Here is a 23,858-nt window from a genome sequence, read left to right on the forward strand (position 1 = left end):
ATAATCAGTTCAAAAATTTCACTACATAAGCTGCCTTTAAATACTGTGAAGTACAAATAGCCTGATGATTTGATTCCCCCACCATACAATCTGTCATTCACATCATAACTGACAAATCCTCAAAGTAAGATAGGCAATATTGATTATGCTTAAAGATCTAAATGTTGGGTCACTCGGATTAAGCGTCCTTTTAATCGTAAAGCAATAAGATACAAAATAAGGCTAACAATCAAACTCAGACCTGCAACCCCAATAAGAATAAACTGTGAAACTTGTACCCAACGATTTGCTTTTACAACCAGCGGCTCAACAGCTTGAGCGATTGGAGTAATCGATTTCGCATACAATTGATGTTGCATAATCCAAATTTGCTCAGGCTTAAATCCATATTCAAGAAAGTAGGGATCAGTTCGTTCAGCTTGAATCAGTTTTGAAACATAGGCCGTTGCTACATCTTTATCAACAGGTTTATGTAACAGTGCCGTTTGTGCCAATAGATAATCTTGCACGGCTGGCTGTGTATTGGACTGTTGTAAATATTGAAAAATTTCACTTTGCTGAATATTCTGATCGTAATGAGTCAAAGTAGAATATGCTGCTTGATCATCATTGCTTAAATCGTATTGTACATAACTTAAGCCAGACCAAAGCACAATGAAAGCAATGAGCCAAGCCACTATTTTCAAGCTGAATTTTTGCAATCTGAGATAAAAAAAACGAATTCTCTTTAATAGGCTAATCACAAAAAAAGCCCCAACAAATGCCACAATAAATTTGAGAATTAACCAACCTAACCATGACAGTAAATTCACAAAATAATCTGATGGTGAATGCTGGGTCACCAAATCCACACTAAATGGGATATGTAGTTGCTTAAGCTGTTGGCTCAGCCCCAAATAACTATAAATAATCTCGTGTTGAAAAAATAAGGTAATTAAAGCAACAAGAAAAAGAGTACCACCACCAAGACTTAAAAGTTTGATCTTATTATGACGTTGTTGCAATGCCAGCAATCGTTTTTCAATCGGCTGTATATTGACAAGATAATCTTGCTCAGTGGTCAATACCTTCTCCTAAAGATTAAAATTATGCCTATGGATTCGTATTATTTGAGCTTGAATCTAAAACTAATTTTTGCAAATTCAACTGCAAAGCACGAATTCGAGTCGATGCTTCTTCACGCTTCTGCATCCCCTCTTTTTGAATCTGAATCACATCATTAACAGTTTTAATGAGGGTATTTTGTACATGTTCAAGCGTTTCAATATCAATTACTGAACGTTGATTGGCTTTCGCTGTATCAACTGAATTTTGATGCAATAAATCTGCATTCCGCTTTAATAAATCATTGGTAGCATCATCAATCGTATTGGCAAGCTGTACACTATTTTTTTGCTCATGTAATGAAATAGCTAAACTAATCTGATTTTTCCATGCGGGTAATGTAATATTCTTAATGGCATAAAATTTATCCACCAACATCATATTATTGGATTGAATAATTCGAATCATGGGTAAGGTTTGCATGGCTGATTGCTGTAATACCTGTAAATCACTGACTCGCTTTTCTAAATTATTAGCAAGATGATTTAAATCATACACACGCTGATTGGTTTGTTGATCTTGCTCTTGCGCAGATAAAGTCGCGATCTCATGTTGCACTTCTTGCTGCTTGATTCGACCCGCTGCAATATAAATCCCTAATTGCTTATATTCATCTTGCACACCATGAAACATTTTATCCAAGATCTCTACACGGGCTTTGAGTCCTGACTGAGATGTTTCAATTTCCTTCACTAAACTATCAATTTGTTCTTTAGTACTATTAAAGTGCTGATCGAAACTTTGTTTTGCACCTTTAAATTTACTTAAAATGCTACCAATAAAACCCGAATTTTTCGGCTGCGTTAAAATACTGGAGGTATTTAATTGTTGCGCAACTTGTACCACTTCAGTGAGTTTCTGCCCGGTCACATCTAAGTCTTTATTCTTAACTAAGTTCAATAAATCATCGGTATAAGATGAGGTTTTAGTCGCAATATTTTTACCATACTCCGCTACTGAGCTATGATTAATTTCAGCTAACTCTTTACGTGCATTCATCACAGCAGTGAAATCTGTTGCTTCAAGCCCGATTTCTTTAAGATTCATTTGTTCAAATTGCTGTAGTTGTAATTCAGTTGCTGACTCAATGGGTAAATTTTGATTTGAATCGTTCATAGTTCACCTTATTTTTGCTCTAATGATTGCTTTAATGTTTGAATTAATTTATCACGACTTTGATCTAATTCAGCCAATGAATTATGCGATTGGTTTTCCGCAGTATGTTTGAGATGATATTGCCACGCAGGAATTAGCACTTGCTGTGCCTCCTTAAAGCGATCAATTAAACCCAATGACAACTGCTGAGTTAATTGCATTTGCGACAATGCAATATCATTACTGGCTTGCAAGGTTTGTAAGGTATTGATCTTTTTTGATAATCGTTCTGAAAAATCATCTAAAGGATGACGATTATTCACAAAATGGGGATACTCATGTAAAAATTCTTGCGCTGCGACAATATACTTTGCCATATGTTCCCGATAACCCATAGCTTGTTGAAAACGAGCTTGAGATTTTTGAATTTCAATTTTTAGTCTTTGACTCAGTGTATTCGCTTCATCAATGAGTTGATCTAAATTCTTTAAATATTTAATTTTATCAGTATCAAACTCTAAATCTAAACCTAACCATTTTTGTAGCGCATTAAATTTTTTAGGCTGTAGTGACTTTTTAGACTGAGCTAATTGTTGAATTAAATCAGAAATAATTTGACTTAACTTTTGCGTTAATTGACGATCCACACCCTTTAATAGCACAGATTGCGCTTGAATAAGCTGATCAGCATACAAGTTCATGCGCATTTGATCATCCAATAATGGAACTAAATCATTTCTTTTAATCGCCAATAGCTCGTCACGATTCATTTCGATTTTTTCAAGTGGAATGAGTGCTTTAAATTGTTGCATAGCGTTTTAATCAAAATAAATCAAATTAATAGTAATTGTTTATATAAGGTTGAATGTAGCAAATTGCAATTCTGAATTGCAATTTATCTCTACAGGATGATTACTAGAATTTTTAAAGTATTTTTTAAATAAAAAAGCCAGCTTCTTTCGCTGACTTTTTTATTTCCCAAGGGATTATGCTGATTTTTGGCTTTGATATTTACGATAGCCAAATAGTCCCGCAATACCGAATAAACTTAACCAGCCCATTGATCCGCCCCCACTTTTACGCACTCCATCCGGTTTCATTTCTGAATTATTTAAATATACAGTCGCTTCATTCGAAACCAAACCATTCGCATCATATACAAAATAGGTGAATTTATAGTTAAATGGATCTAATGTATTTTTAATTTGAATATGTAACTTTCCGCCATAACATGTGCTTTTTAAATCACTTCCTGGACATGGCCCAGTCCGTTCTGCAGTGATTGAGATAGGATCGGGTAATTTACCAATACGTATTGCTAACTCTTCACCTTTTTCATTCAGATAGACTTTTGATTTATTCGGATTATTCACTAACTCTAGAGTAGATCCATCACCATCATCATTGGCATAATCCAGTAAATTTATATCAACACTTTGGCTTCCACCATGTTGAATCGTATAACTTGCATCTGTTGCAATCGGTGCAATATTCGCAAAATTAGAAAGAATATAAGCACTTGATGCTTTAATAGGGTTCGAATTTTTTAATGTCAATGTATAACTACAAAACTCAGTATCACCTGAAGGAGTAATACGATCATCCAAGCGATACATCACAATCTGTTTTAGACTCGGATTCCATTCACATTTTAAATGGTCATCCAGATTGCCTTCAAATTGGTTTTGACTATTTAATTTTCCCACACCTAATGCTTTCACCGTTACATCATAATTATCAACATTAAGATGCTTAATTTCACGACCACCATTCGGTAATACATGTTCATCTGGTGTATTTGAAACAAATGGATCTACAAATATTGTTCTGTAATGTGGCTCATCTTTAATAATTGTTTTCCAATTATCATATAAAGCCAACTGAAGTTTGTAATAGGCTAAAAACTCTGGATTAGTTTGAGGATTATCAATTAATGCTTTAAAAGTATCATATTCACGCTGATAACTATTTAAAAGCGTAATTTTAGACTGATTTAGCGTACCGACATTACCTGCCGTTAGCCGTAAAACCTCTGTCGCCCCCACATCACAAGTGTTGCTGCTCTCACCTTCACCTGTTGAGTTTGTCGATGAGACTCGTGCTATTCCTCGTTGATCTTGAATACTACAACCTAATGACCCGATATCAACTAAATCTGTCTTAGTTGCATTGTCTATAGGGAAATACATTGACATAAATGCAGTATATTCTGACGGCTCTTGTAACGTACTTAATACCGTAGTGAAATCAATACCACTTAAATCAATCGTACTTTCTTTAATCGCTTTCACGGTTTCTGCGGGCAAATCACATTGATCATCACCTACAGCTAAAATCAATGCATTATTATTTAAACCTAAATTTGTCGTCTTGACTTCAGTAACATCACCATCCGCATAACGACAAGATTTTCCAGCACCATTGTATGCAAGGATATTATTACTTAAAGCTTTAACACCAAAGGAATCATACAAAAATGCTGACCACGCTGTATTTTTAACAATGGTATTACTTAATAGCACCAAACTTGATGATGCACTTAAATAGCCCTTACCTTGAGGAGTAATTGAGCTAAATTGTAAAATACTGCCAGAATTTGAATTGGCAATATTTTTAGTAATGGTATTCGCAGTCAAATTAACTGTAGGCTGTCCACAAAATCCAAAAGTACTAACACTGTTTGAAGAGCCATTATTTAAAAAACTCGCAGCAGAAATTGTGATGGTGCGTGCCGTGTAAATTAAATTATCATTACAGGTCATGGCAAGTACGCTGCCTTGTACTGCATCATTTGACTGATAATTTCCTCTTGCTATCGTCAAACTACTATTAACATCGTTTAAATAAATTGCACCACCAACTTGAGCCTTTGAATTCAGTATAGATACATTATTCAGCGTGGTTCCTCCACCCATATATAAAGCCCCCCCCATTGTTGAACTAAACCCCTCTTTTAAAACTATATTATTTAGTGTGATAGAGGGTTTATTCAAATTGGTCGTATTGATAATACGTACTTTACCTTGTCCACTAATCGTCGTTTTCAACTCTACAATGGCAGGATAAGCATTTGTTAACACATCAGTCCGACTATAATCAGTTGGTGATTTCCCTTGAATAACCATAGAGGAATTCGGCTGTAGCTCCTTATTCAGCTTATATTCACCACCTTCTAACTGAATAACGTTAGTGACCGTTGCATAAGCTTGGCCAGCTGAACAACCACCATATGCCTTATGTAACGATGCTGCGGTTACTGCCTCTCGTAAGGAACATTTACTGGTATTTTCACCATCTTCATCATCAAAAGTATTAACATAAATGGTCTTATCATCTGCTGCCATGAGCGACATTGCAGATAAAATTGTGAGGGTTAATAGTCCCTTTTTATAGTTTTTCATTAGCTTTCCCTATTTATTTTTTGAATCTACGAAAACCCATTAAACCGAACAGTGAAATTAAAGTGATTACACCAGCACTACCACCAGATGTTTTAACCTTCTTATTTTCAAAATTATTTTTTGGACTCTGCACAATGCGAGTTGGTATTTCGATATAAGGATTTTTTGAATCACTAAAACGGGTTGTAGATGTAATCACCAAAAGTTTAAATTCATCTGAGCCATGCCAATTTCCATTTGGAACATAGATCACATTACCCTCTTGATCAATCGTTGTTATTCCCTTAGAAATAGTATTGGTTTGTACGATTTTCATACAACCTGCTTGCCAAGGTTGTCCATTCGGATTATTACCCAATAATGCCTGACATTGATCGGCAGAAATCAATTCGCCATCTTGTAACTGGTCGGCAATCGACATTTTTCCGGTTTCACCATAAAATAAGTCAGAACCAATATTAGAGCCTGTAGACGTATTCACCACTAGCTCAATTGCACCAATGTCACAAAGCTCTGAATTAACAGATCTAGCTTTGCCACGTTGATCAGCAGCTTCACAACTAACTAAATCTTTATTCGACTGAGGGCCATGATTCACAATCAGTGAGTCAGATAATTGCTTGGCTGTCGACAATAATCTCGGTTTAAAATAACCCAATGGAGTATCTGCATAATCTTTAAATGGACACAATATTCCATCCGAACTAGTATCACATTTTCCTTCAGTGCTGCTTCCTGCAATTAAATTCACTTGACCTAATGTTTGTGAGCCTGTACCAGCACAACCGACCGAATATAAGTTATTACTGATATGTGTCGCGTCACCACCAGCAATTATTTTACAGTCCTCTACTCCATTTTTAGCAAGAATACTATTGGCAACATAAGCTTGATTAAATGGCGCATTAAAAATTAATCCCATGGTATTCATGATCATGGTCACGTTATTCACTAACATGCCATCAAAGACTTTAACGATATAACCTTTATTATTAAAAATAGTACTATTCCAAATCCCTCGACTCAGCACGATACCCGCATTTTTACTGGTTTCTTCATCAAAACCATCTCTTACATCAAATAAAGCCGCCTCAGCATCTATAACTTCATTATCTTGAACAACAGATTGAGAAACAATAAACTGTGGAATTTCACTATAAATAACCGCACCCTGATTGGCTTTATTGGTTTTAATTAAAGTATTCGTTAAAGATACTGAACTCAGTGCTTTATTTTTGTCATATATACCTGAGTTATAAATTGCACCACCTTGACGTGCGTTACCCTTTAATAATTGACCATATTGAATACTAAGTGCATCTTTATTATAAATGAGTCCACCCTGATCAACGCAGCTACTTTGGCCACAACCCACTAGGGACACTTCATTAAACTGGACTAAAATCAAAGAACTATTATCAACAATAGTACCATCGGCATTCGTTATTGGCGGTGCTAAGGTATGGTCTACCAAGAATAAACGGTCTTTGCCTACCATTTTGATGACAGCATTATTTTTACCGAGAATATTATTCTCAGTTACATTGGCTTCATAACTTGATTTAATTTGAACAGTTTTATAGATTGCAATCTGGTTATTCAGTTTATATTCAGATTTTCCATTTAGAATAATGGTATTCGTTGCCTCTTTACCGCCACAACCATTATAGCCAGCTTCAGGCATTCCCTGATTGACATATTCAACTGCTTCACGTAGTGAACACTGATCATCTGCCTTGACCACATCCTCTGTTGTCGTAACAGTAATATTGGCACTATATGCATGTCCAGCAAAACACAATAATCCTAAGCCTATGCCCCGTTTGAGCATTATCGTCTCCTTGATTTATTTTAATTATTTCTTCATTAGCCAACACAAATGTGTAGCTCTAAATCCTTTTGCGTACTTTGTCACAGCTTAAAAAAATTCACAAGAATTTTAATTACTGTCGGTACTCATCTATCAATGCAAATATTTGTCTTAAAGTTGCATTTGATAATTTTGTTTTTTCACCTTTCAGTAATTTTTCAAGTTGATCCAGAGATTGCAAGAGTGTACTCGTTTGATGTGGACCATGTAATAGCAAATATTCTGTAATCTGCGAGTCAAAATGTACACCCCGGCGTTCTAATACTGAACAAATCAAGGCCTGACGATCTGCATGTGAATGTCCACTAGGAACTTTCACACTAACGGCTTGGGTCAATCGAGATTGTAAATCGGGTAATTCTAGTTTTAATTCAATGGGTGCAACTCTTGAAGAGAACACCAATTGCCCACCACCTTCATTATTATTATTAATTAAATGAAAAACCGCTTTTTGCCAATGCAGCACGCCGCTTATAGACTCTATATCATCAAGTGCAACCAAATCATAAGTTTCAAGCGAAGTAATTGCTTCAATCGGTGCATCTAACAACTCTAACAAAGAGACTTTAATAGCTGTTTTACCCACATCTAAATATGAGTCACAGATTGCGGACAACAAATGGCTTTTTCCTGTTCCCGCTCCTCCATAAATATAGAAGCGATTCATGAGCCCTGCATGCAATTGTCTCACTGCATCAATTACAGGCCCCCATCCTGGGCCAGAAAAATCACTAATTCTAGCGTCCAGTAGTGGTTCTATATTCAACTGCAATTGACGCATAATTTACTCTTCAGTTCTATAATGGGTCTTTATCAGTTTTGACTGATTCTTCAGTATCTTGCGTGTTTTTAAATTCAATATCAAGATTGACTTGATCACTTTCGACTAAAACTGTGCTGGTATCACCATGATGGTGTAGTACAACGGTCGAAGGAGTAGATTGATAAAACTGACTTTGTTGATACCAACTCTTAGTATGTTTTAATAAAACTACAATAACAGCAGCGACTGGAAGTGCAATTAACATCCCCATAAATCCGCCCAATTGCGCACCAGCCAGCACTGCAAATACAACCGCTACTGGAGATAAACCAATTTTATCACCCAATAAAAAGGGTTGTAAAACATAACCTTCAAGCAATTGACCAATACCAAAAACCACAGCGACTAAAGCCAAATGCGTCCAATCTAGACCAAACTGAAAGAATGTCGCAATAACAGCAGAAATAATTCCAACACCAAAACCCAAATAAGGAATAATACTGGCTAAACCTGCCACCATGCCAATGATCAAACCAACTTCTAGACCAATCAATTGCAAACCAACAGCATAAACAATGCCAAGTAGAACCATGACCAAGAACTGACCTTTGACAAATGCTCCCAACACACTATGACATTCAGCTACAATTTCTAAGGTGCTTTGTTCGTATTTCAGTGGAATTAAAGTTTTAAAGTTTTGCAGCATTCGATTCCAATCGAGTAAGAAATAAAATGCAATGATTGGAATTAAAACAACTGTTCCACCAATTTGAATAAAGCTTAAACCTGATTGCGCAATTTTTAAGGCCATCGCCTGAATACTATCTGCACTATAATTGGTCTGAACATAATCCATCACTACCTTTGAAATTTGTTCAGTATCAATTTCCATCGGAGCAACATTAAATTGATGTGAAACCCACGGCAATAAAGTAGCATTAATCCAATGAATACCTTCAGGAATACTATCCCGCGCATAAATCAGCTGCTTCCATACCAACGGAACAACAAACCACATTGCCCATGTCACGCCCACAACAATGACAATAAAAACAATCGCTATCGCAATCCATCTCGGTAAAAAGCGATGCAGTTTCTCAACCAATGGGCTAAACAGATAGGCAATTAAAAAAGCTGCTACAAAAGGTATAACCACAGGTTTTAATAGGTATAAAACCCATAAAATTAATGCGATACCCGCAAGAATAAAAATTCGTTTTAATGTCCGATCGTGCATGTAATCACGCCTTATTCAGATTTAATCGTTATAAAAAGTAAAATATTTTAGTAAAGATAGCATTTTGGCACATAAATAACATAAGAGTTTCGTATATTCAGGTATAATCGCCGCGCGAATGCGGAGACTTCATTATGAGCAACTCAACTTCTACCCCAAACACTGGTTTAAGCTACAAAGATGCAGGTGTCGACATTGAAGCGGGAGACGCTCTCGTCGACCGAATCAAATCTGTCGCTAAACGCACATCACGTCCTGAAGTAATGGGCGGATTAGGCGGTTTTGGCGCACTTTGTAAAATTCCTAAAGGTTATGAAGAACCTGTTCTTGTATCTGGCACAGATGGTGTGGGTACAAAATTACGTTTAGCACTCAACTTAAACCGTCATGACACGATTGGTCAAGACTTGGTTGCAATGTGTGTGAACGATCTTCTTGTTTGTGGTGCTGAACCATTGTTCTTCCTTGACTACTACGCAACGGGTCACTTAAATGTAGATGTCGCTGCAAATGTAGTCACAGGTATTGGCGCTGGTTGTGAGCTTGCAGGCTGTGCATTAGTTGGCGGTGAAACTGCTGAAATGCCAGGTATGTATGAAGGTGAAGATTACGATCTTGCAGGTTTCTGTGTAGGTGTCGTTGAGCAAAGCAAAATTATTGATGGAACCAAAGTTAAAGCTGGTGACGTATTGATTGGTGTAGCCTCTTCTGGCGCGCATTCAAATGGTTATTCTTTACTTCGTAAAATTATTGATGTCAAAAACTTAGATTTAACTCAAATTGTCGATGGTCGTCCACTTGCAGATGTAGCAATGGAACCAACACGTATTTATGTAAAATCTTTACTTCAACTTTGTAAAGAAGTTGATGTTCATGCGATGGCGCACATTACTGGTGGCGGTTTACCAGGTAATTTACCACGTGTACTTCCAAACGGTGCTCAAGCAGTGGTTAATGAGTCATCTTGGGAATGGCCAGAATTGTTCAAACTTCTTCAACGTGAAGGCGGTGTTGAGCAATTCGAAATGTACCGCACATTTAACTGTGGCGTCGGCATGGTCATCGTAGTTGATGCAGTAGATGCTGAAAAAACTGTTGAATTATTGACAAGTCTTGGTGAAAAAGCATGGACAATGGGTCACATTGTCGATAATGCTGAATCTGTTGACGGTGCTGATGAAAAGATTCGCGTAATTTTTGCATAAAGAGTAACGCATGATCAAAATTGCTGTCCTCGTTTCAGGCAGTGGAAGTAACTTACAAGCCCTGATAGATGCCAATCTGTCAGGTCAAATTGTTGGGGTCATTTCCAATAAGCCTGAAGCTTATGCTTTAGAACGTGCAAAAAATGCTGGAATTGCAACGACTGTTATTGAGCACAAACAATATCCCAACCGTGAAGCTTTTGATGATGTTATGCATCAGCAATTAATTGACTGGAATATTGATTTAGTAATTCTTGCAGGGTTCATGCGTATTTTAAGTGCCAAATTTGTGCAGGCTTGGGAAGGGAAAATGGTAAACATCCACCCTTCTCTTTTGCCGCACTATAAAGGTATGCATACTCATCAGCGCGTACTCAATACGGGTGATGTGATGCATGGTTGTACCGTGCATTATGTCACGGCGGAATTAGATGCAGGCCAAGCACTGACGCAAGGTGTAATGAAAGTTCATTTGCATGATAATGCGGTTTCTTTAGCAACTCGCGTTCATGTATTGGAACACCTCATCTACCCTCAAGCCGTAGAGTGGATTTGTAATGGTACACTACAACATACACCAGAAGGTCAAGTCCTGTACAAAGGTCAGCCCTTAGTTGAGCCCATCCAGTTCTGCAAGCTTTGAGCATTTCAAAATAAATTTATCCGAATAAATAAGCCAGTTATGTAAATAGCTGGCTTTATCTTTTTAAAGAATATAAATATTTAAGCATAAAAAAATCCGCAAGTGATCACTTACGGATTTAATTTAATCAAATCGTTTAAATATTAGAACAAACGGTTCATACCATTCAGTGTCGCCACACGATACGCTTCCGCCATCGTTGGATAGTTAAAAGTCGTTTCAACAAAATACTTAATGGTGTTATTACCACTTTGCATCACTGCCTGACCAATATGAATAATTTCCGCTGCATTATTACCAAAACAATGCACACCCAGTAACTCTAAAGTATCACGATGGAACAAAAGCTTAAGTTCACCAGTTGTATCACCCGTAATTTGTGCACGCGCCAAATGACGGAAGGATGCCTGTCCAACTTCGTAAGGAATTTTTTCAGCAGTTAACTGACTTTCAGTTTTACCAAAGAAAGAAATCTCAGGAATAGTGTAAATCCCTGTTGGAATATCTTTCACAGGCTTCACATCTTTTTCACCGCTCATATTTGAGCCAGCACAGCGACCTTGGTCATACGCAGCCGAAGCAAGAGATGGCCAACCTATCACATCCCCTGCTGCATAGATATTTTCAACTTCAGTTTGATATTGATCATTGACTGCAAGCTGACCACGGCTATTTGGTGTAATACCCACATTTTCTAAACCTAAACCATCGGTATTGCCAGAACGCCCGTTACACCACAAAATCGCATCGGCTTTAATTTTTTTGCCGCTTTGCAAATGCATCACCACGTGGTCATCAAATGTTTCCAAACGTTCAATTTGTTCATTATGACGAATCAGTACACCCTGCTCACGTAAGTGATATGACAACGCATCTGCAATTTCATCATCCAAATAACTGAGCAATTGATGCTGGGTATTAATCAAATCAACTTTATGATCAAGCCCAATGAAAATGGACGCATATTCACAACCAATAACACCCGCACCATAAATAATGATTTTATGAATTGGGAAATCTAAGTCTAGGATTTTATCTGAATCAAATACACGTGGATGGTTAAAGTCTAAACCTTGTGGATGATATGGACGACTACCAGTAGCTAGAACCAATTGCTTAAAACTCAGGGTTTCTTTGATGCCATCATCACTAAAAACTAATACGGTACTTTTATCTTGGATATAAGCACGACCGTGGAAGATATCAATTTTATTTCGATCATAAAAACGTGAGTGTGTATCGACTTGTTGTTGAATCACTTTATGTGCATTGCGTAAAACTTGTTTCATGGTGAATTGCTTCCAATCCCCCACTTTTTTAAACATTGGATCACGTTGATATCGAATAATGCTAGAAACAGTTTGACGTAATGCTTTACTTGGAATTGTGCCAACATGGGTACAATTACCCCCTAATTGCTCACGAATATCAACTATTGCAACACGCTTACCAGATTTAGCAAGCTTCATTGCCGCGCCTTCACCAGCAGGTCCTGAACCAATTACGACAGCATCGTATTTTGAAAAATTCCCACTAACGACTTCTTTTTTACGTGGCATTCAAAGCTCCTTATACTCAAATTCTGTATATATCTTATCTATATTATGACCTAATCTTTACCATTTTTCTGTATTTACCTAGGATATATTACGTGATGAGCACATTTAGTAAATGAATAGTGTTTTTACCCTATCATTTTTCAATTCCGCTATAATATAAATAAATATCCCCCGTCAAAAAACAGTGGAAAAGTTGAATATGTCAGAGAACCGTAAACCTGAACAGGGTGTTAAGCTACGCGGTGCAGAAAAAGTTGCCCGTATTCCTGTAAAAGTTATCCCAACGGTTGAAACGCCTCGAAAGCCAGATTGGATTCGGGTAAAAATGGCTGCGCCTGATGAAGTTCAACGTATAAAAACAACATTGCGCGCGCAAAAACTCCATACCGTTTGCGAAGAGGCCGCTTGTCCAAATCTTCCAGAATGCTTCGGTGGTGGTACTGCAACCTTTATGATTATGGGTGATATTTGTACCCGTCGCTGTCCATTTTGTGATGTTGCACATGGTCGACCAAATGCGCTCGATACTGATGAACCTCGCCACATGGCTGAAACCATTTCGAATCTAGGTTTAAAATATGCAGTCATCACCTCTGTAGACCGTGACGACCTTCTCGATGGTGGCGCTCAACACTTTGTTGACTGCATTAAAGAAGCTCGTGCTTTAAGCCCAAAAACATTATTAGAAATTCTGGTGCCTGACTTCCGTGGTCGTATGGATGTTGCCTTACGCATCATGACTGAATGCCCACCAGACGTGTTTAACCACAACATTGAAACTGTACCACGTCTATATAAAGCCATGCGTCCAGGTTCTGACTATCAACATTCCTTAACGCTTTTAAAAATGTTTAAAGAATATTGCCCAGATGTACCAACCAAATGTGGCTTGATGGTGGGACTTGGTGAGACCGAAGAGGAAGTACTGGCTTTATTAGATGATCTTCGTGCCCACGATGTTGATTATATTACGATTGGTCAATACTTACAGCCATCGAAACAACATGCTCCACTGGATCGTTTTGTCACTCCAGAAGAATTTGAGCGTTATACCGCACATGGTCAAAAGTTAGGGTTTAGAAATATTTGGGCGGCACCAATGGTACGTTCAAGTTATTTTGCAGATCGTCAATATTATGGCGAACCTGTGCCAGCAGTACGTCGTAAAGCTGATCCTGCCAAAAAAATTGCAGTACAAACCATCGAAGCATAAATTTGCCTTAGCCCCCTAAATACCAGAAAAGCTCTCATTCCTTGAGGGCTTTTTTATTGATCTATACAAATAAAAAAAATCAATCTTATCACTAGATCTTGCAAATTTTACAACCAATCGCCAATGGTTTTTAAAACTCAATATCTTATGCTATTGCCATAAATACATCAAAAAATGGAAATTTAGAATGTCACAACAAGATTATGAAAATGGCTTAAAAGTTCGTACCCAAGTAATGGGCGAAAGTTTTGTTCAGCGTGCTCAAGACAATACAGTACCCTTTACCCAACCGTTGCAAGACTGGATTAATGAACACGCTTGGGGTTCAACTTGGCAACGTGAAGGGGTATTACCACTTAAGTATCGCTCACTCATTACCATTGCTTTTTTAACTGCACAAAAAAGTCCAACTGAACTAAAAGGTCATGTCCACGGTGCTTTAAACAATGGTGCGACCGTCGAAGAAATTCAAGAAGTGCTGTTACATAGTCTACTGTATTGTGGTGCACCTGCGACTCAAGAAGCTTTCCGTGCTGCACTGGAAGTCATTAATGAATATCAACAGAGTAAATAATTTATCTCGAGATCTTTTTTTGCTTTTAGAGCATCATATTCATAATTTTAAAAACACATAAAATGCACCTAAACAGCGAATACTCAAATAAGTATTCGCTGTTTTAAGCCAACTTGGCTTAATTTTTTAAAATTGTTGTGAAACTCCGCTGAATCTTAAGACTTCACTTTCCAAGCTACCTGAACTTGCTCAGCAACTGCTGGATAATCCAAAATAAAACGCACATGCGCCTCGACACCCGTTTTTAAAGTTGCATCATCAACAACAAAAAGTGGATTATGATTTGGCGCAGCCTGAGCTAAGTCTTGATTCAGTGGCGTTGCACCAAGAAATATAAACAAAGATGGCATCAACTTTCCATAATAAGCAAAATCCTCACTTGGACTGGCATTATGTTCTAAAAGGTGCAGTTTAGAATTCCCCACTACTGACTTCCACGTCGGAGTCATAAGTGCAGTTAAAACTTTATTATTATCAGTCACAGGTGCGTATGATGATAATTCAACTTTTGCTTTAACATCGTTAGCAAGTGCAACATGCTCAACCATTATAGGTAGCTGTTTTAACATACTTTGACGAATATCTTCATGATTAGAGCGCATACTTCCCACCATAGTCACTTGCTCAGGAATGATATTCCCTGCTGTACCCCCCTGAATATTTCCAATACTCAATGCCCCCATACCTTTACTTAAATCCACACGGCGACTAATTAAAGTTTGTAAATTAGTAATAACTTGAGCTGCTGCTACGATAGGATCACGTCCTAACCAAGGTGTAGAACCATGTACTTGTTGACCATTTAAAGTAATCCGAACAGAATCGGCACTATTTAAAATAACCCCATCTTTATAAAAAATATTTCCGCTTGGCATGCCAGCCATAACATGCAAACCTAACATTACTTCAGGCTTCGGATGATTAAAAGCACCATCACTAATCATTTTACGAGAACCAATTTGACGTCCCTGAGTAAAATTTTCTATATCAGCACCACCCTCTTCCGCAGGTTGAAACACAAAGATGACCGTTCCAGCAATCTTGTCTTTATTTGCCGCTAATACTTTAGCCGCAGCTAATAGCATAGCGGTATGTGCATCATGACCACAGGCATGCATGACTGATGTTTCTTTGCCTTGGTAAATAGCTTTGACTTTACTTGCAAAAGGTAAGCCCGTTTTTTCTGGCATTGGTAAAGCATCCATATCTGCACGTAAAGCCATTACAGGACCTGATTTACCACCTTTTAAAATACCAATTACACCTGTTTTTGCAAAACCTGCCTTAACTTCAACACCATAAGATTTAAGTTCTTTTTGCACCAATTCAGAAGTTTTAAACTCCATATTACCTAGTTCAGGATTCTCATGAATATGCTGACGTAATTGAATTGTTTTTTGTTCCACATTCTGTACAGAGTCTTTCACCCAATCTGCAAAACTAACACTACCAATACTCAGCAACACAACTGCTGCACAAACTTGACCACTTATCTTCATGATATTCTTACTTCCCTCTAAATTTAAACTACTCATTTATTGCCTAGTCAGCATAAAATTTAACGAGTAAAAAAGGCCAACTTTAGAAGTATATTTTTATATTTATACAATATAGGTGTACAAGATGAAGAGCAGCATTACCATTGACTAAAAATGTAAGAAACTAAACCTAATAACGAACAGAACGATTGGCTTTTTTACGCTAAACATTTTAGGCTATAGCAAATAATTTTTTCTTTGGATTTTTATGTCTAAAATCTCTATCCCAACCGACTTATTCAATCGTGCTGTTGCAGGCAATGCTGCAGCTCAATTTGATCTTGCTGAGCTTTATATGCAAAGTGAAGATGAAGATGATAATGAACATGCTGAAGAATGGGCACTTAAAGCAGCACAACTGGGTAATGTAGAAGCGATGTATTGGCTTGGTGAAGGCTATGCTTTTTATGCCAAAGAATTGTTAGAAGAAGATCCTGCTGAATCAAAAGTCTATTTTGAACATGCTTATCGTTGGTTAGAGCAAGCCAGTAAGTTAAAACACCCTTCTGCACTTTTGGAATTGGCTAATTTCTACCGTCGTGGTGATGTCGTTACAAAAGATGTTGCGAAATCGATTGGATTGGTTCAACAAGCAGCCGAATTGGGTGAAGTTCAAGCGATGCGTGATTTAGCGTGTATCTATGAACACGGTTTAGGTATTGATATAGACGAAGCAAAGGCTGAAGAATGGTCTTTAAAAGCTCAAAAGTTTAGTTAATAAAAAAGCCAATTGAAAGATTGGCTTTTAAAATTTTAAATTCATTAACCCAAAATATAAAAATCAAACACTTCTAAATAATTGAATCTAGGTCAAAAAATATGAAGTATTTGTCATGCTTATTAGGGTTGATGACAACAAAAATAAAATTTACCTTAATGATGTTATGAATAATCAGCTCATCTTTAAAGACTGCATATTAAAATTAGTATCATCAATCACAATCACTTGCTGACAAATTCCATCTACTTTACGTTGCTGTTCAAATACAACCGCTGGCATTGGATCAAAACTATCAAAAAAACAAATTTCTTGCTCATCGATGGAATAGACCAATGACTGATTACCTATACCTTGCAAAGTATCATAATAGACAATAATCAATTTCCCATCTTCAAATGCTTTTTGAATATCCTGATAATTTAATGCCGCCTGAATTGGAATCTGTAATTTTTTTGCATCTTCATAAACAGTGATTTCTTGATCCGCAATATTTGGATCGATATCTGTATAAAAAGACACTTCAAAACCCAACTTTTTCAAGGCAACTGCGAGTGCAATGGTAAATGTACCATGCTCATAATCATGTCCACTTAACTTGACTAGCTCAGCAATATCTATTTGTATACCATGCTGCTGGAAAATCATCCATAGTGCAAAAACACCACAATTTGCCTCAAGACTCAACAAAGATTCAGGGATATTCAAAGCCATAACACAATTCAAAAAAAGATGATTGTGCTGATAATAAGCAAAACGACATTGGAACTACAACTATTTCCAAGTACAATATGCGACTCGTCGAGGGGTGCTGCGACTTTTTCACAGGCTGATTTTCAAAAACAGTAATGTGAAATCGCTAGGCTCGACAATTCGGTCAAAACTTCTGTGAAATACTGACTTTGATCAACAACGGCATCCGCGAACATAACGATCCAATCTATTTTTATCTAGGAGATCCAGATGAACGCGGTTACTGCTTCATTTACAGATTACAAAGTTGCTGATATCACACTTGCTGATTACGGCCGTAAAGAAATCAAACTTGCTGAAGCAGAAATGCCAGCACTTATGGGTTTACGTCGTCGTTATGCTGCTGCAAAACCACTTGCAGGCGCAAAAATTCTCGGCTGTATCCACATGACTATTCAAACTGCGGTTCTTATTGAAACCCTAGTTGAATTGGGTGCAGAAGTTCGTTGGACTTCATGTAATATCTTCTCTACTCAAGACCATGCTGCTGCTGCGATTGCTGCTTCAGGTGTTCCTGTATTTGCTTGGAAAGGCGAAACTGAAGAAGAATACATGTGGTGTCTTGAACAACAAATCAATGTAAACGGCACACCTTGGGATGCCAACATGATCTTGGATGATGGCGGTGATTTAACTGCTGTTGTACATGACAAATACCCAGCTCTCATTGCTAAAATTCATGGTATTACTGAAGAAACCACGACAGGTGTTCAACGTCTTCTAGAAATGTGGAAAGACGGTTCACTTAAAGTTCCTGCAATCAACGTAAACGATTCAGTAACGAAATCTAAAAACGACAACAAATACGGTTGCCGTCACTCTCTAAACGATGCCATCAAACGCGGTACGGATATGTTAATGTCTGGTCGTCGTGCGCTTGTTATTGGTTACGGTGATGTAGGTAAAGGTTCTGCACAATCACTTCGTCAAGAAGGTATGATTGTACGTGTTACTGAAGTTGATCCAATCTGTGCAATGCAAGCATGTATGGACGGTTATGAAGTTGTATCTCCATATAAAAATGGCGTACAAACGGGTAAAAAAGAAGATGTAAATGCTGATCTTCTACAAAATACTGACTTGATCGTTACGACAACGGGTAACTACCACGTTTGTGATGCTGCAATGCTTGATACCCTTAAAGCAGGCGCAGTAGTATGTAATATTGGTCATTTTGATACTGAAATTGATACCAACTATTTACGTGGTTACAAATGGGTTGAAGTTAAACCTCAAGTACACCAAGTGTATCGTACCGAAAATGAAAATGATTACTTAATTCTTCTTTCAGAAGGTCGTTTAGTTAATCTAGGTAATGCGACTGGTCACCCATCACGTATTATGGATGGTTCATTTGCCAACCAAGTATTGGGTCAAATGCATTTGTTCGCTGAGAAATTTGCTGATCTTGCTGAAGATCAAAAACAAGCTGCGATCCGAGTAGAACTTCTTCCTAAGAAATTAGATGAAGAAGTTGCTGCGGCAATGGTTGCTGGTTTTGGTGGCGTATTGACTCAACTCACTCAAGTACAAGCAGACTACTTGCGCGTTCCAGTTGAAGGTCCATTTAAGTCTGACACTTATAAATACTAAGTTTTAATTTCCCCTCTCTTAACTCTCCGTTAGGAGAGGAAAATACCTTCTCTTGTGCTTTGCTTTAAGCTCTGCTTAAAGTCAGTTCAAGCAGAAGGTGGAATGAGGGTCAATAAAAAGAAAACCAAAGTATTTACAAATTAAAAAGGATTTGAAAAATGACCAAACGCATTCCAATTTCGTTTGAATTTTTCCCAACCAAAACTGATGTCGGTGCGGAAAAACTACGTGTTGTTCATCAAGAGTTACAATTGCTGAATCCTGAGTTCTTTTCTGTAACTTATGGTGCTGGTGGTTCAACTCGTGAACGTACACTTGCTGCAATTAATGATTTTAATGGTAAAGGTACACCTGTTGCGCCACATCTATCCTGTATTGGTGATGACAAAGCTCGGATTGCTGAATTACTGGATTTGTATAAATCACAAGGCATTAATCGAATAGTTGCTTTACGTGGAGATTTACCTTCAGGTCAAGTCGGCTTAGGTGAATTACCCTATGCATCTGATCTAGTTGCATTCATTCGTCAACATTCTGGTGATCATTTTCATATTGAAGTGGCGGCTTATCCTGAAATGCATCCACAAGCAGAAAGCTTCGATAAAGATATTCAAAACTTTATCACCAAAGCACGTGCAGGTGCCAATGCAGCCTTAACTCAATTCTTCTTCAATCCAGATGCATACTTCTACTTTGTAGACCGTTTGCAAAAAGAGGGTATTGATATTCCTGTTGCACCGGGCATTATGCCAATTACGAATGCGAGCAATCTGATTCGCTTTGCTGATGGTACTGGGGCTGAAATTCCACGCTGGATTCGCAAACAATTAGCCACTTATGGTGATGATAGCGCAAGCATTAAAGCCTTTGGCCATGAAGTAGTGGTTAAACTCTGTGAACGCCTGATTGCTGGCGGTGCACCAAGTTTACACTTCTACACCATGAACCACGTTGAGCCAAATCGTCAAATTGTACTTGATCTTGGTTTAGCTTAATTTTTAATACTTGATTTAGCTTAATACAATATTGGGCTAAAACTCATTTTCTTTTCACCGATTTTCTGAGAGTAATATCACATGCCGCGTTTTTTTATTGAAGCTAAATTAACTGTTGATACGCATGTTGAATTAACAGAAACCGTTTTTCACCATTGGGTGAAAGTATTACGGGCACAAGTCGGTGAAAGTGCTACTTTGTTTAATGGACAAGGTGGTGAATATCAAGTCACACTTTCTGAAGTCGCAAAAAAATCTGCTATTGTTTTAGTGAATAGCTTTAACTCTGATGATCGTACCCCTGCTTTTACCACTTTACTTGGACAAGTGATGAGTAAAGGTGACCGTATGGATTATGCCATTCAAAAAGCAGTCGAATTAGGGGTTTCCAAGATTCAACTTTTAACTTCAGATCGCTGTGAAATGCGACTCAAATACGACCGTGACCAAAAGAAAATTGACCATTGGCAAGGTATTGCAATTGCTGCCTGCGAACAATGTGGGATGAATCGCGTTCCAGAAATACTTCCTCCCTTAGCATTAGTGGACTGGTTAGCAAATGAATTACCCGAAACTAAGTTAGTACTTGCACCCAATAAAGATCAAGTTGATGTCTTAGCCAAGGCAAGCAAAAATATTGCTCTTCTAATTGGCCCTGAAGGTGGCTTGAGTGAAGCAGAAATTGAATCAGCAAATAACGTAGGTTTTCAAAACTGGTGTATTGGTGAACGAGTATTGCGTACAGAGACTGCTCCTGTGGTTGCATTATCAATACTTTTATATCACGCCAGCCTCAAATAATTAGACTTAAAACATTTCGTAAAACAACTATGCTTCATTTCACTTTACTGATTGAAACGTTTGATTCATGGCACTACTGAAAATTCAGCCAAATTTTCATTACAGTAAGCTCAATCTAGTGAAACTATTTACTAAGTGACTACTCTAGCTTAATCAATCAACTGAATATGTATTGCTGCACATATGGCCTGCATAGAAAAAATTATAATCGAATAATCGTTATATTTTACAAGGGCTCTGTTCTTCAAAATCATACCTTCTCAAAAATAAACTTTAACTTTCAAACAACAGAAATAAATTGCTTTATTCATCTCCAAAAATCGTTTTTAAGCCTTGTTTTGCACGAAATATCTACTTTTTGACTGTCCCGAATGCTCAACAAATGATATATTCGAGAAAATTTGGCCAAAACTACCAGCCTCGCTGGAACATTGTAATAATCGAGATTCAGATGGATGATCAATCTTTAAAACAGCAAGCCCTTTACTATCACGAGTTTCCAACCCCAGGAAAAATCAGCGTTACGCCAAGTAAACAACTGATCAATCAACATGATTTAGCACTGGCTTACTCTCCTGGTGTTGCTGCACCATGTCTTGAAATTCAAAAAGACCCTTCCAAAGCGGCGCTATATACCGCTCGCGGCAATTTGGTTGCAGTTATTACAAATGGTACAGCAGTTTTAGGTCTGGGTAATATCGGTCCATTGGCATCAAAACCTGTTATGGAAGGTAAAGGCGTACTCTTTAAAAAGTTCGCGGGTGTTGATGTTTTTGATATCGAGATTGCCGAAAATGATCCTGATAAAATTGTCGATATTGTTGCAGCATTAGAGCCTACTTTTGGTGGAATTAACCTAGAGGATATCAAAGCACCAGAATGTTTCTATATTGAACAGAAACTTCGTGAACGCATGAATATTCCAGTATTCCACGATGATCAACATGGTACGTCAATTATTGTGGGTTCTGCGCTTCTGAATGCATTGCAATTAAATGGCAAAAAAATTGATGAAATCAAAATTGTTGCCTCAGGTGCTGGTGCAGCTGCCCTTTCTTGCTTAGATTTACTCTGTGCGATTGGTGCGAAAAAAGAAAATATTATTGTTGCTGATTCACGTGGCTTACTAACGACGAAACGTGAAGGCTTAGATGCCTCTAAGCAACGTTATGTTCAAGATATAGAAGGTACACAACTTGCAGATGTCATCGCAAATGCCGATATGTTCTTGGGTCTTTCTGCCGCTGGAATTTTAACTAAAGAAATGGTTAAAAAAATGGCTGTTGATCCAATCATTTTTGCATTAGCCAATCCAGATCCTGAAATTTTACCTGAACATGCACACGAAGTGCGTCCAGATGTGATTATGGCGACGGGTCGTTCAGACTATCCAAACCAAGTAAATAACGCGCTTTGTTTCCCGTACATTTTCCGTGGTGCACTAGATGTTGGTGCAACCACGATTAATGAAGAAATGAAAATTGCCTGTGTTCATGCAATCGCACGCATGGCACATATCGAGGCAGATGCTGCAACTTATGGTGAGAAATCTGCATCATTTGGTCGTGATTATTTAATTCCGCGCCCACTTGATCAACGTTTAATTTTAGAAATTGCACCTGCTATTGCTCAAGCAGCAATGGATTCAGGTGTTGCAACGCGTCCAATTGAAGACTTTTCGGCGTATCGTCAACGTTTATCCGAGTTTGTCTACAACTCTGCATTCATGATGAAACCCATCTTTGCTCAAGCAAAGTCGAATCCTAAACGTATCGCTTATGCTGAAGGTGAAGATTTACGTGTCCTTCGTGGTGTGCAAATTGCTGTAGATGAAGGTTTAGCTTTACCAATTCTGGTTGGCCGTACCGCAGTTATTGAAGCGAATATTAAGAAATTAGGTTTGCGTCTTGAAAACGGAACCAATATTGAAATCGTCGATCAAGAGAAAAATCCTGATTACGAAATGTTCGCAGATGACTATTACACTATCATGCAACGCAAAGGTGTAACGCCTGAATATGCACAGCGTGAATCACGTCGCCGCTCAACTTTAATTGCTTCAATGCTGGTTAAATTTGGTAAAGCTGATGGCATGTTGTGTGGTACCTATTCCAGCTACGACATCCATTTAGACTTTGTTAAAAATATTATTGGCTTAAAAGAAGGTCGTAGTAACTTCTTTACCTTGAATGCATTGATGTTGGAAGATCGTAATCTTTTCATTGCAGACACCTATGTCAACACCAATCCAACAGCTGAACAGCTAGCTGAGATGACCATTTTAGCTGCTGAAGAAGTTCGCCGTTTTGGTATGACACCTCGTGTTGCTTTACTTTCACACTCGAGTTTTGGCTCTGATCAGCATGACTCAAGTGCACAGAAAATGCGTCAAGTCTTCAACATTTTAACTGAAATTGCACCTGAACTTGAAGTTGAAGGCGAAATGCATGGTGATGCAGCATTGGATGAAAACATCCGCCATTTTGCATTCCCAAATTCACGTTTTAAAGGTTCTGCAAATTTATTAATTATGCCGAACTTAGATGCTGCTAATATTTCATTCAATTTATTAAAAGCAACATCTGGTAACAACGTGACAATTGGCCCAATCTTACTGGGTGCAGCAAAACCTGTACATATTTTAACGCCGACAGCCACTACGCGTCGTGTTGTGAATATGACAGCTTTAACTGTTGCAGAGATTCAACAGGCTGAACAAGACGCAATGTAATGAATCTTTAGTCAAAGCTAAAGTTCTTTACTTGAGAAAACCTCTATTCTGTAGCATGATTGCTT

General features: G+C 37.8%; 19 protein-coding genes. 9 read left to right on the forward strand and 10 right to left on the reverse strand.

All coding sequences use genetic code 11. The features are described from left to right. Positions 1-149 precede the first annotated feature (149 nt). From B9T27_RS10390 to cxpE, 7 genes are all read right to left on the reverse strand, one after another. Positions 150-1,064: a hypothetical protein gene (locus tag B9T27_RS10390; RefSeq protein ID WP_086206752.1), complete on the reverse strand. Its 915-nt coding sequence runs from the start codon at positions 1,062-1,064 to the stop codon at positions 150-152. 28 nt (positions 1,065-1,092) lie between these two features. Continuing rightward, positions 1,093-2,220, reverse strand: a complete 1,128-nt coding sequence (locus B9T27_RS10395) for a toxic anion resistance protein (RefSeq protein WP_086206753.1) — start codon at positions 2,218-2,220, stop codon at positions 1,093-1,095. Between the two features lie 8 nt (positions 2,221-2,228). Next, positions 2,229-3,011, reverse strand: coding sequence for a tellurium resistance protein (locus tag B9T27_RS10400; protein WP_086206754.1), 783 nt, complete (start codon positions 3,009-3,011; stop codon positions 2,229-2,231). 174 nt (positions 3,012-3,185) lie between these two features. Then, entirely contained in the window at positions 3,186-5,600 is a 2,415-nt protein-coding gene (locus B9T27_RS10405; protein WP_086206755.1) for a CSLREA domain-containing protein, read from the reverse strand. Between the two features lie 13 nt (positions 5,601-5,613). Then, positions 5,614-7,431 carry a rhombotarget A gene (gene rbtA, locus B9T27_RS10410; RefSeq protein ID WP_086206756.1) on the reverse strand — a complete coding sequence of 606 codons (1,818 nt, stop codon included), beginning with the start codon at positions 7,429-7,431 and terminating at the stop codon, positions 5,614-5,616. Positions 7,432-7,543: 112 nt separating this feature from the next. After that, positions 7,544-8,251: a DnaA regulatory inactivator Hda gene (gene hda, locus B9T27_RS10415; RefSeq protein ID WP_086206757.1), complete on the reverse strand. Its 708-nt coding sequence runs from the start codon at positions 8,249-8,251 to the stop codon at positions 7,544-7,546. 16 nt (positions 8,252-8,267) lie between these two features. Beyond that, positions 8,268-9,470, reverse strand: coding sequence for a chloramphenicol efflux transporter CxpE (gene cxpE / locus B9T27_RS10420; RefSeq protein ID WP_086206758.1), 1,203 nt, complete (start codon positions 9,468-9,470; stop codon positions 8,268-8,270). Between the two features lie 134 nt (positions 9,471-9,604). Between cxpE and purM the strand changes: the two genes are divergently transcribed. Continuing rightward, a complete protein-coding gene (gene purM / locus B9T27_RS10425; protein WP_086206759.1) occupies positions 9,605-10,675 on the forward strand; it encodes a phosphoribosylformylglycinamidine cyclo-ligase in 1,071 nt (356 codons plus the stop codon). 10 nt (positions 10,676-10,685) lie between these two features. After that, the gene (purN, locus tag B9T27_RS10430; RefSeq protein WP_086206760.1) at positions 10,686-11,318 is read left to right on the forward strand and encodes a phosphoribosylglycinamide formyltransferase; all 633 of its coding nucleotides are present in this window, start codon (positions 10,686-10,688) and stop codon (positions 11,316-11,318) included. Positions 11,319-11,461: 143 nt separating this feature from the next. On the opposite strand, the gene sthA is transcribed toward purN, so the two are convergent. Beyond that, positions 11,462-12,877: a Si-specific NAD(P)(+) transhydrogenase gene (gene sthA, locus B9T27_RS10435; protein WP_086206761.1), complete on the reverse strand. Its 1,416-nt coding sequence runs from the start codon at positions 12,875-12,877 to the stop codon at positions 11,462-11,464. Positions 12,878-13,076: 199 nt separating this feature from the next. On the opposite strand from sthA, the gene lipA reads away from it, so the two are divergent. Together lipA and B9T27_RS10445 are read left to right on the forward strand one after the other, a co-directional pair. Continuing rightward, the gene (gene lipA / locus B9T27_RS10440; RefSeq protein WP_086206762.1) at positions 13,077-14,090 is read left to right on the forward strand and encodes a lipoyl synthase; all 1,014 of its coding nucleotides are present in this window, start codon (positions 13,077-13,079) and stop codon (positions 14,088-14,090) included. A gap of 187 nt (positions 14,091-14,277) precedes the next feature. Next, positions 14,278-14,664, forward strand: coding sequence for a carboxymuconolactone decarboxylase family protein (locus tag B9T27_RS10445; protein ID WP_086206763.1), 387 nt, complete (start codon positions 14,278-14,280; stop codon positions 14,662-14,664). Positions 14,665-14,819: 155 nt separating this feature from the next. Here B9T27_RS10445 and B9T27_RS10450 read toward each other — a convergent pair whose 3' ends face one another. Then, a complete protein-coding gene (locus B9T27_RS10450) occupies positions 14,820-16,163 on the reverse strand; it encodes an amidohydrolase (RefSeq protein WP_086206764.1) in 1,344 nt (447 codons plus the stop codon). 247 nt (positions 16,164-16,410) lie between these two features. Here B9T27_RS10450 and B9T27_RS10455 point away from each other — a divergent pair, with 247 nt between their 5' ends. Next, a complete protein-coding gene (locus tag B9T27_RS10455; protein ID WP_086206765.1) occupies positions 16,411-16,920 on the forward strand; it encodes a tetratricopeptide repeat protein in 510 nt (169 codons plus the stop codon). A gap of 174 nt (positions 16,921-17,094) precedes the next feature. Here B9T27_RS10455 and B9T27_RS10460 read toward each other — a convergent pair whose 3' ends face one another. Next, the gene (locus B9T27_RS10460) at positions 17,095-17,634 is read right to left on the reverse strand and encodes a cysteine peptidase family C39 domain-containing protein (protein WP_086206766.1); all 540 of its coding nucleotides are present in this window, start codon (positions 17,632-17,634) and stop codon (positions 17,095-17,097) included. A 249-nt stretch (positions 17,635-17,883) separates the two neighbouring features. Here B9T27_RS10460 and ahcY point away from each other — a divergent pair, with 249 nt between their 5' ends. From ahcY to B9T27_RS10480, 4 genes are all read left to right on the forward strand, one after another. Then, positions 17,884-19,266 carry an adenosylhomocysteinase gene (gene ahcY, locus B9T27_RS10465; RefSeq protein WP_086206767.1) on the forward strand — a complete coding sequence of 461 codons (1,383 nt, stop codon included), beginning with the start codon at positions 17,884-17,886 and terminating at the stop codon, positions 19,264-19,266. Between the two features lie 158 nt (positions 19,267-19,424). Beyond that, a complete protein-coding gene (gene metF / locus B9T27_RS10470; protein WP_086206768.1) occupies positions 19,425-20,261 on the forward strand; it encodes a methylenetetrahydrofolate reductase [NAD(P)H] in 837 nt (278 codons plus the stop codon). Positions 20,262-20,342: 81 nt separating this feature from the next. After that, entirely contained in the window at positions 20,343-21,062 is a 720-nt protein-coding gene (locus B9T27_RS10475) for a 16S rRNA (uracil(1498)-N(3))-methyltransferase (RefSeq protein WP_086206769.1), read from the forward strand. Positions 21,063-21,513: 451 nt separating this feature from the next. After that, positions 21,514-23,793 (forward strand): NADP-dependent malic enzyme, encoded by a 2,280-nt coding sequence (locus tag B9T27_RS10480; protein WP_086206770.1) that lies wholly within the window; start codon positions 21,514-21,516, stop codon positions 23,791-23,793. The last annotated feature ends 65 nt before the right edge of the window (positions 23,794-23,858 follow it).

Source organism: Acinetobacter sp. ANC 4648, from assembly GCF_002135345.1.
Taxonomy (GTDB): Bacteria; Pseudomonadota; Gammaproteobacteria; order Pseudomonadales; family Moraxellaceae; genus Acinetobacter.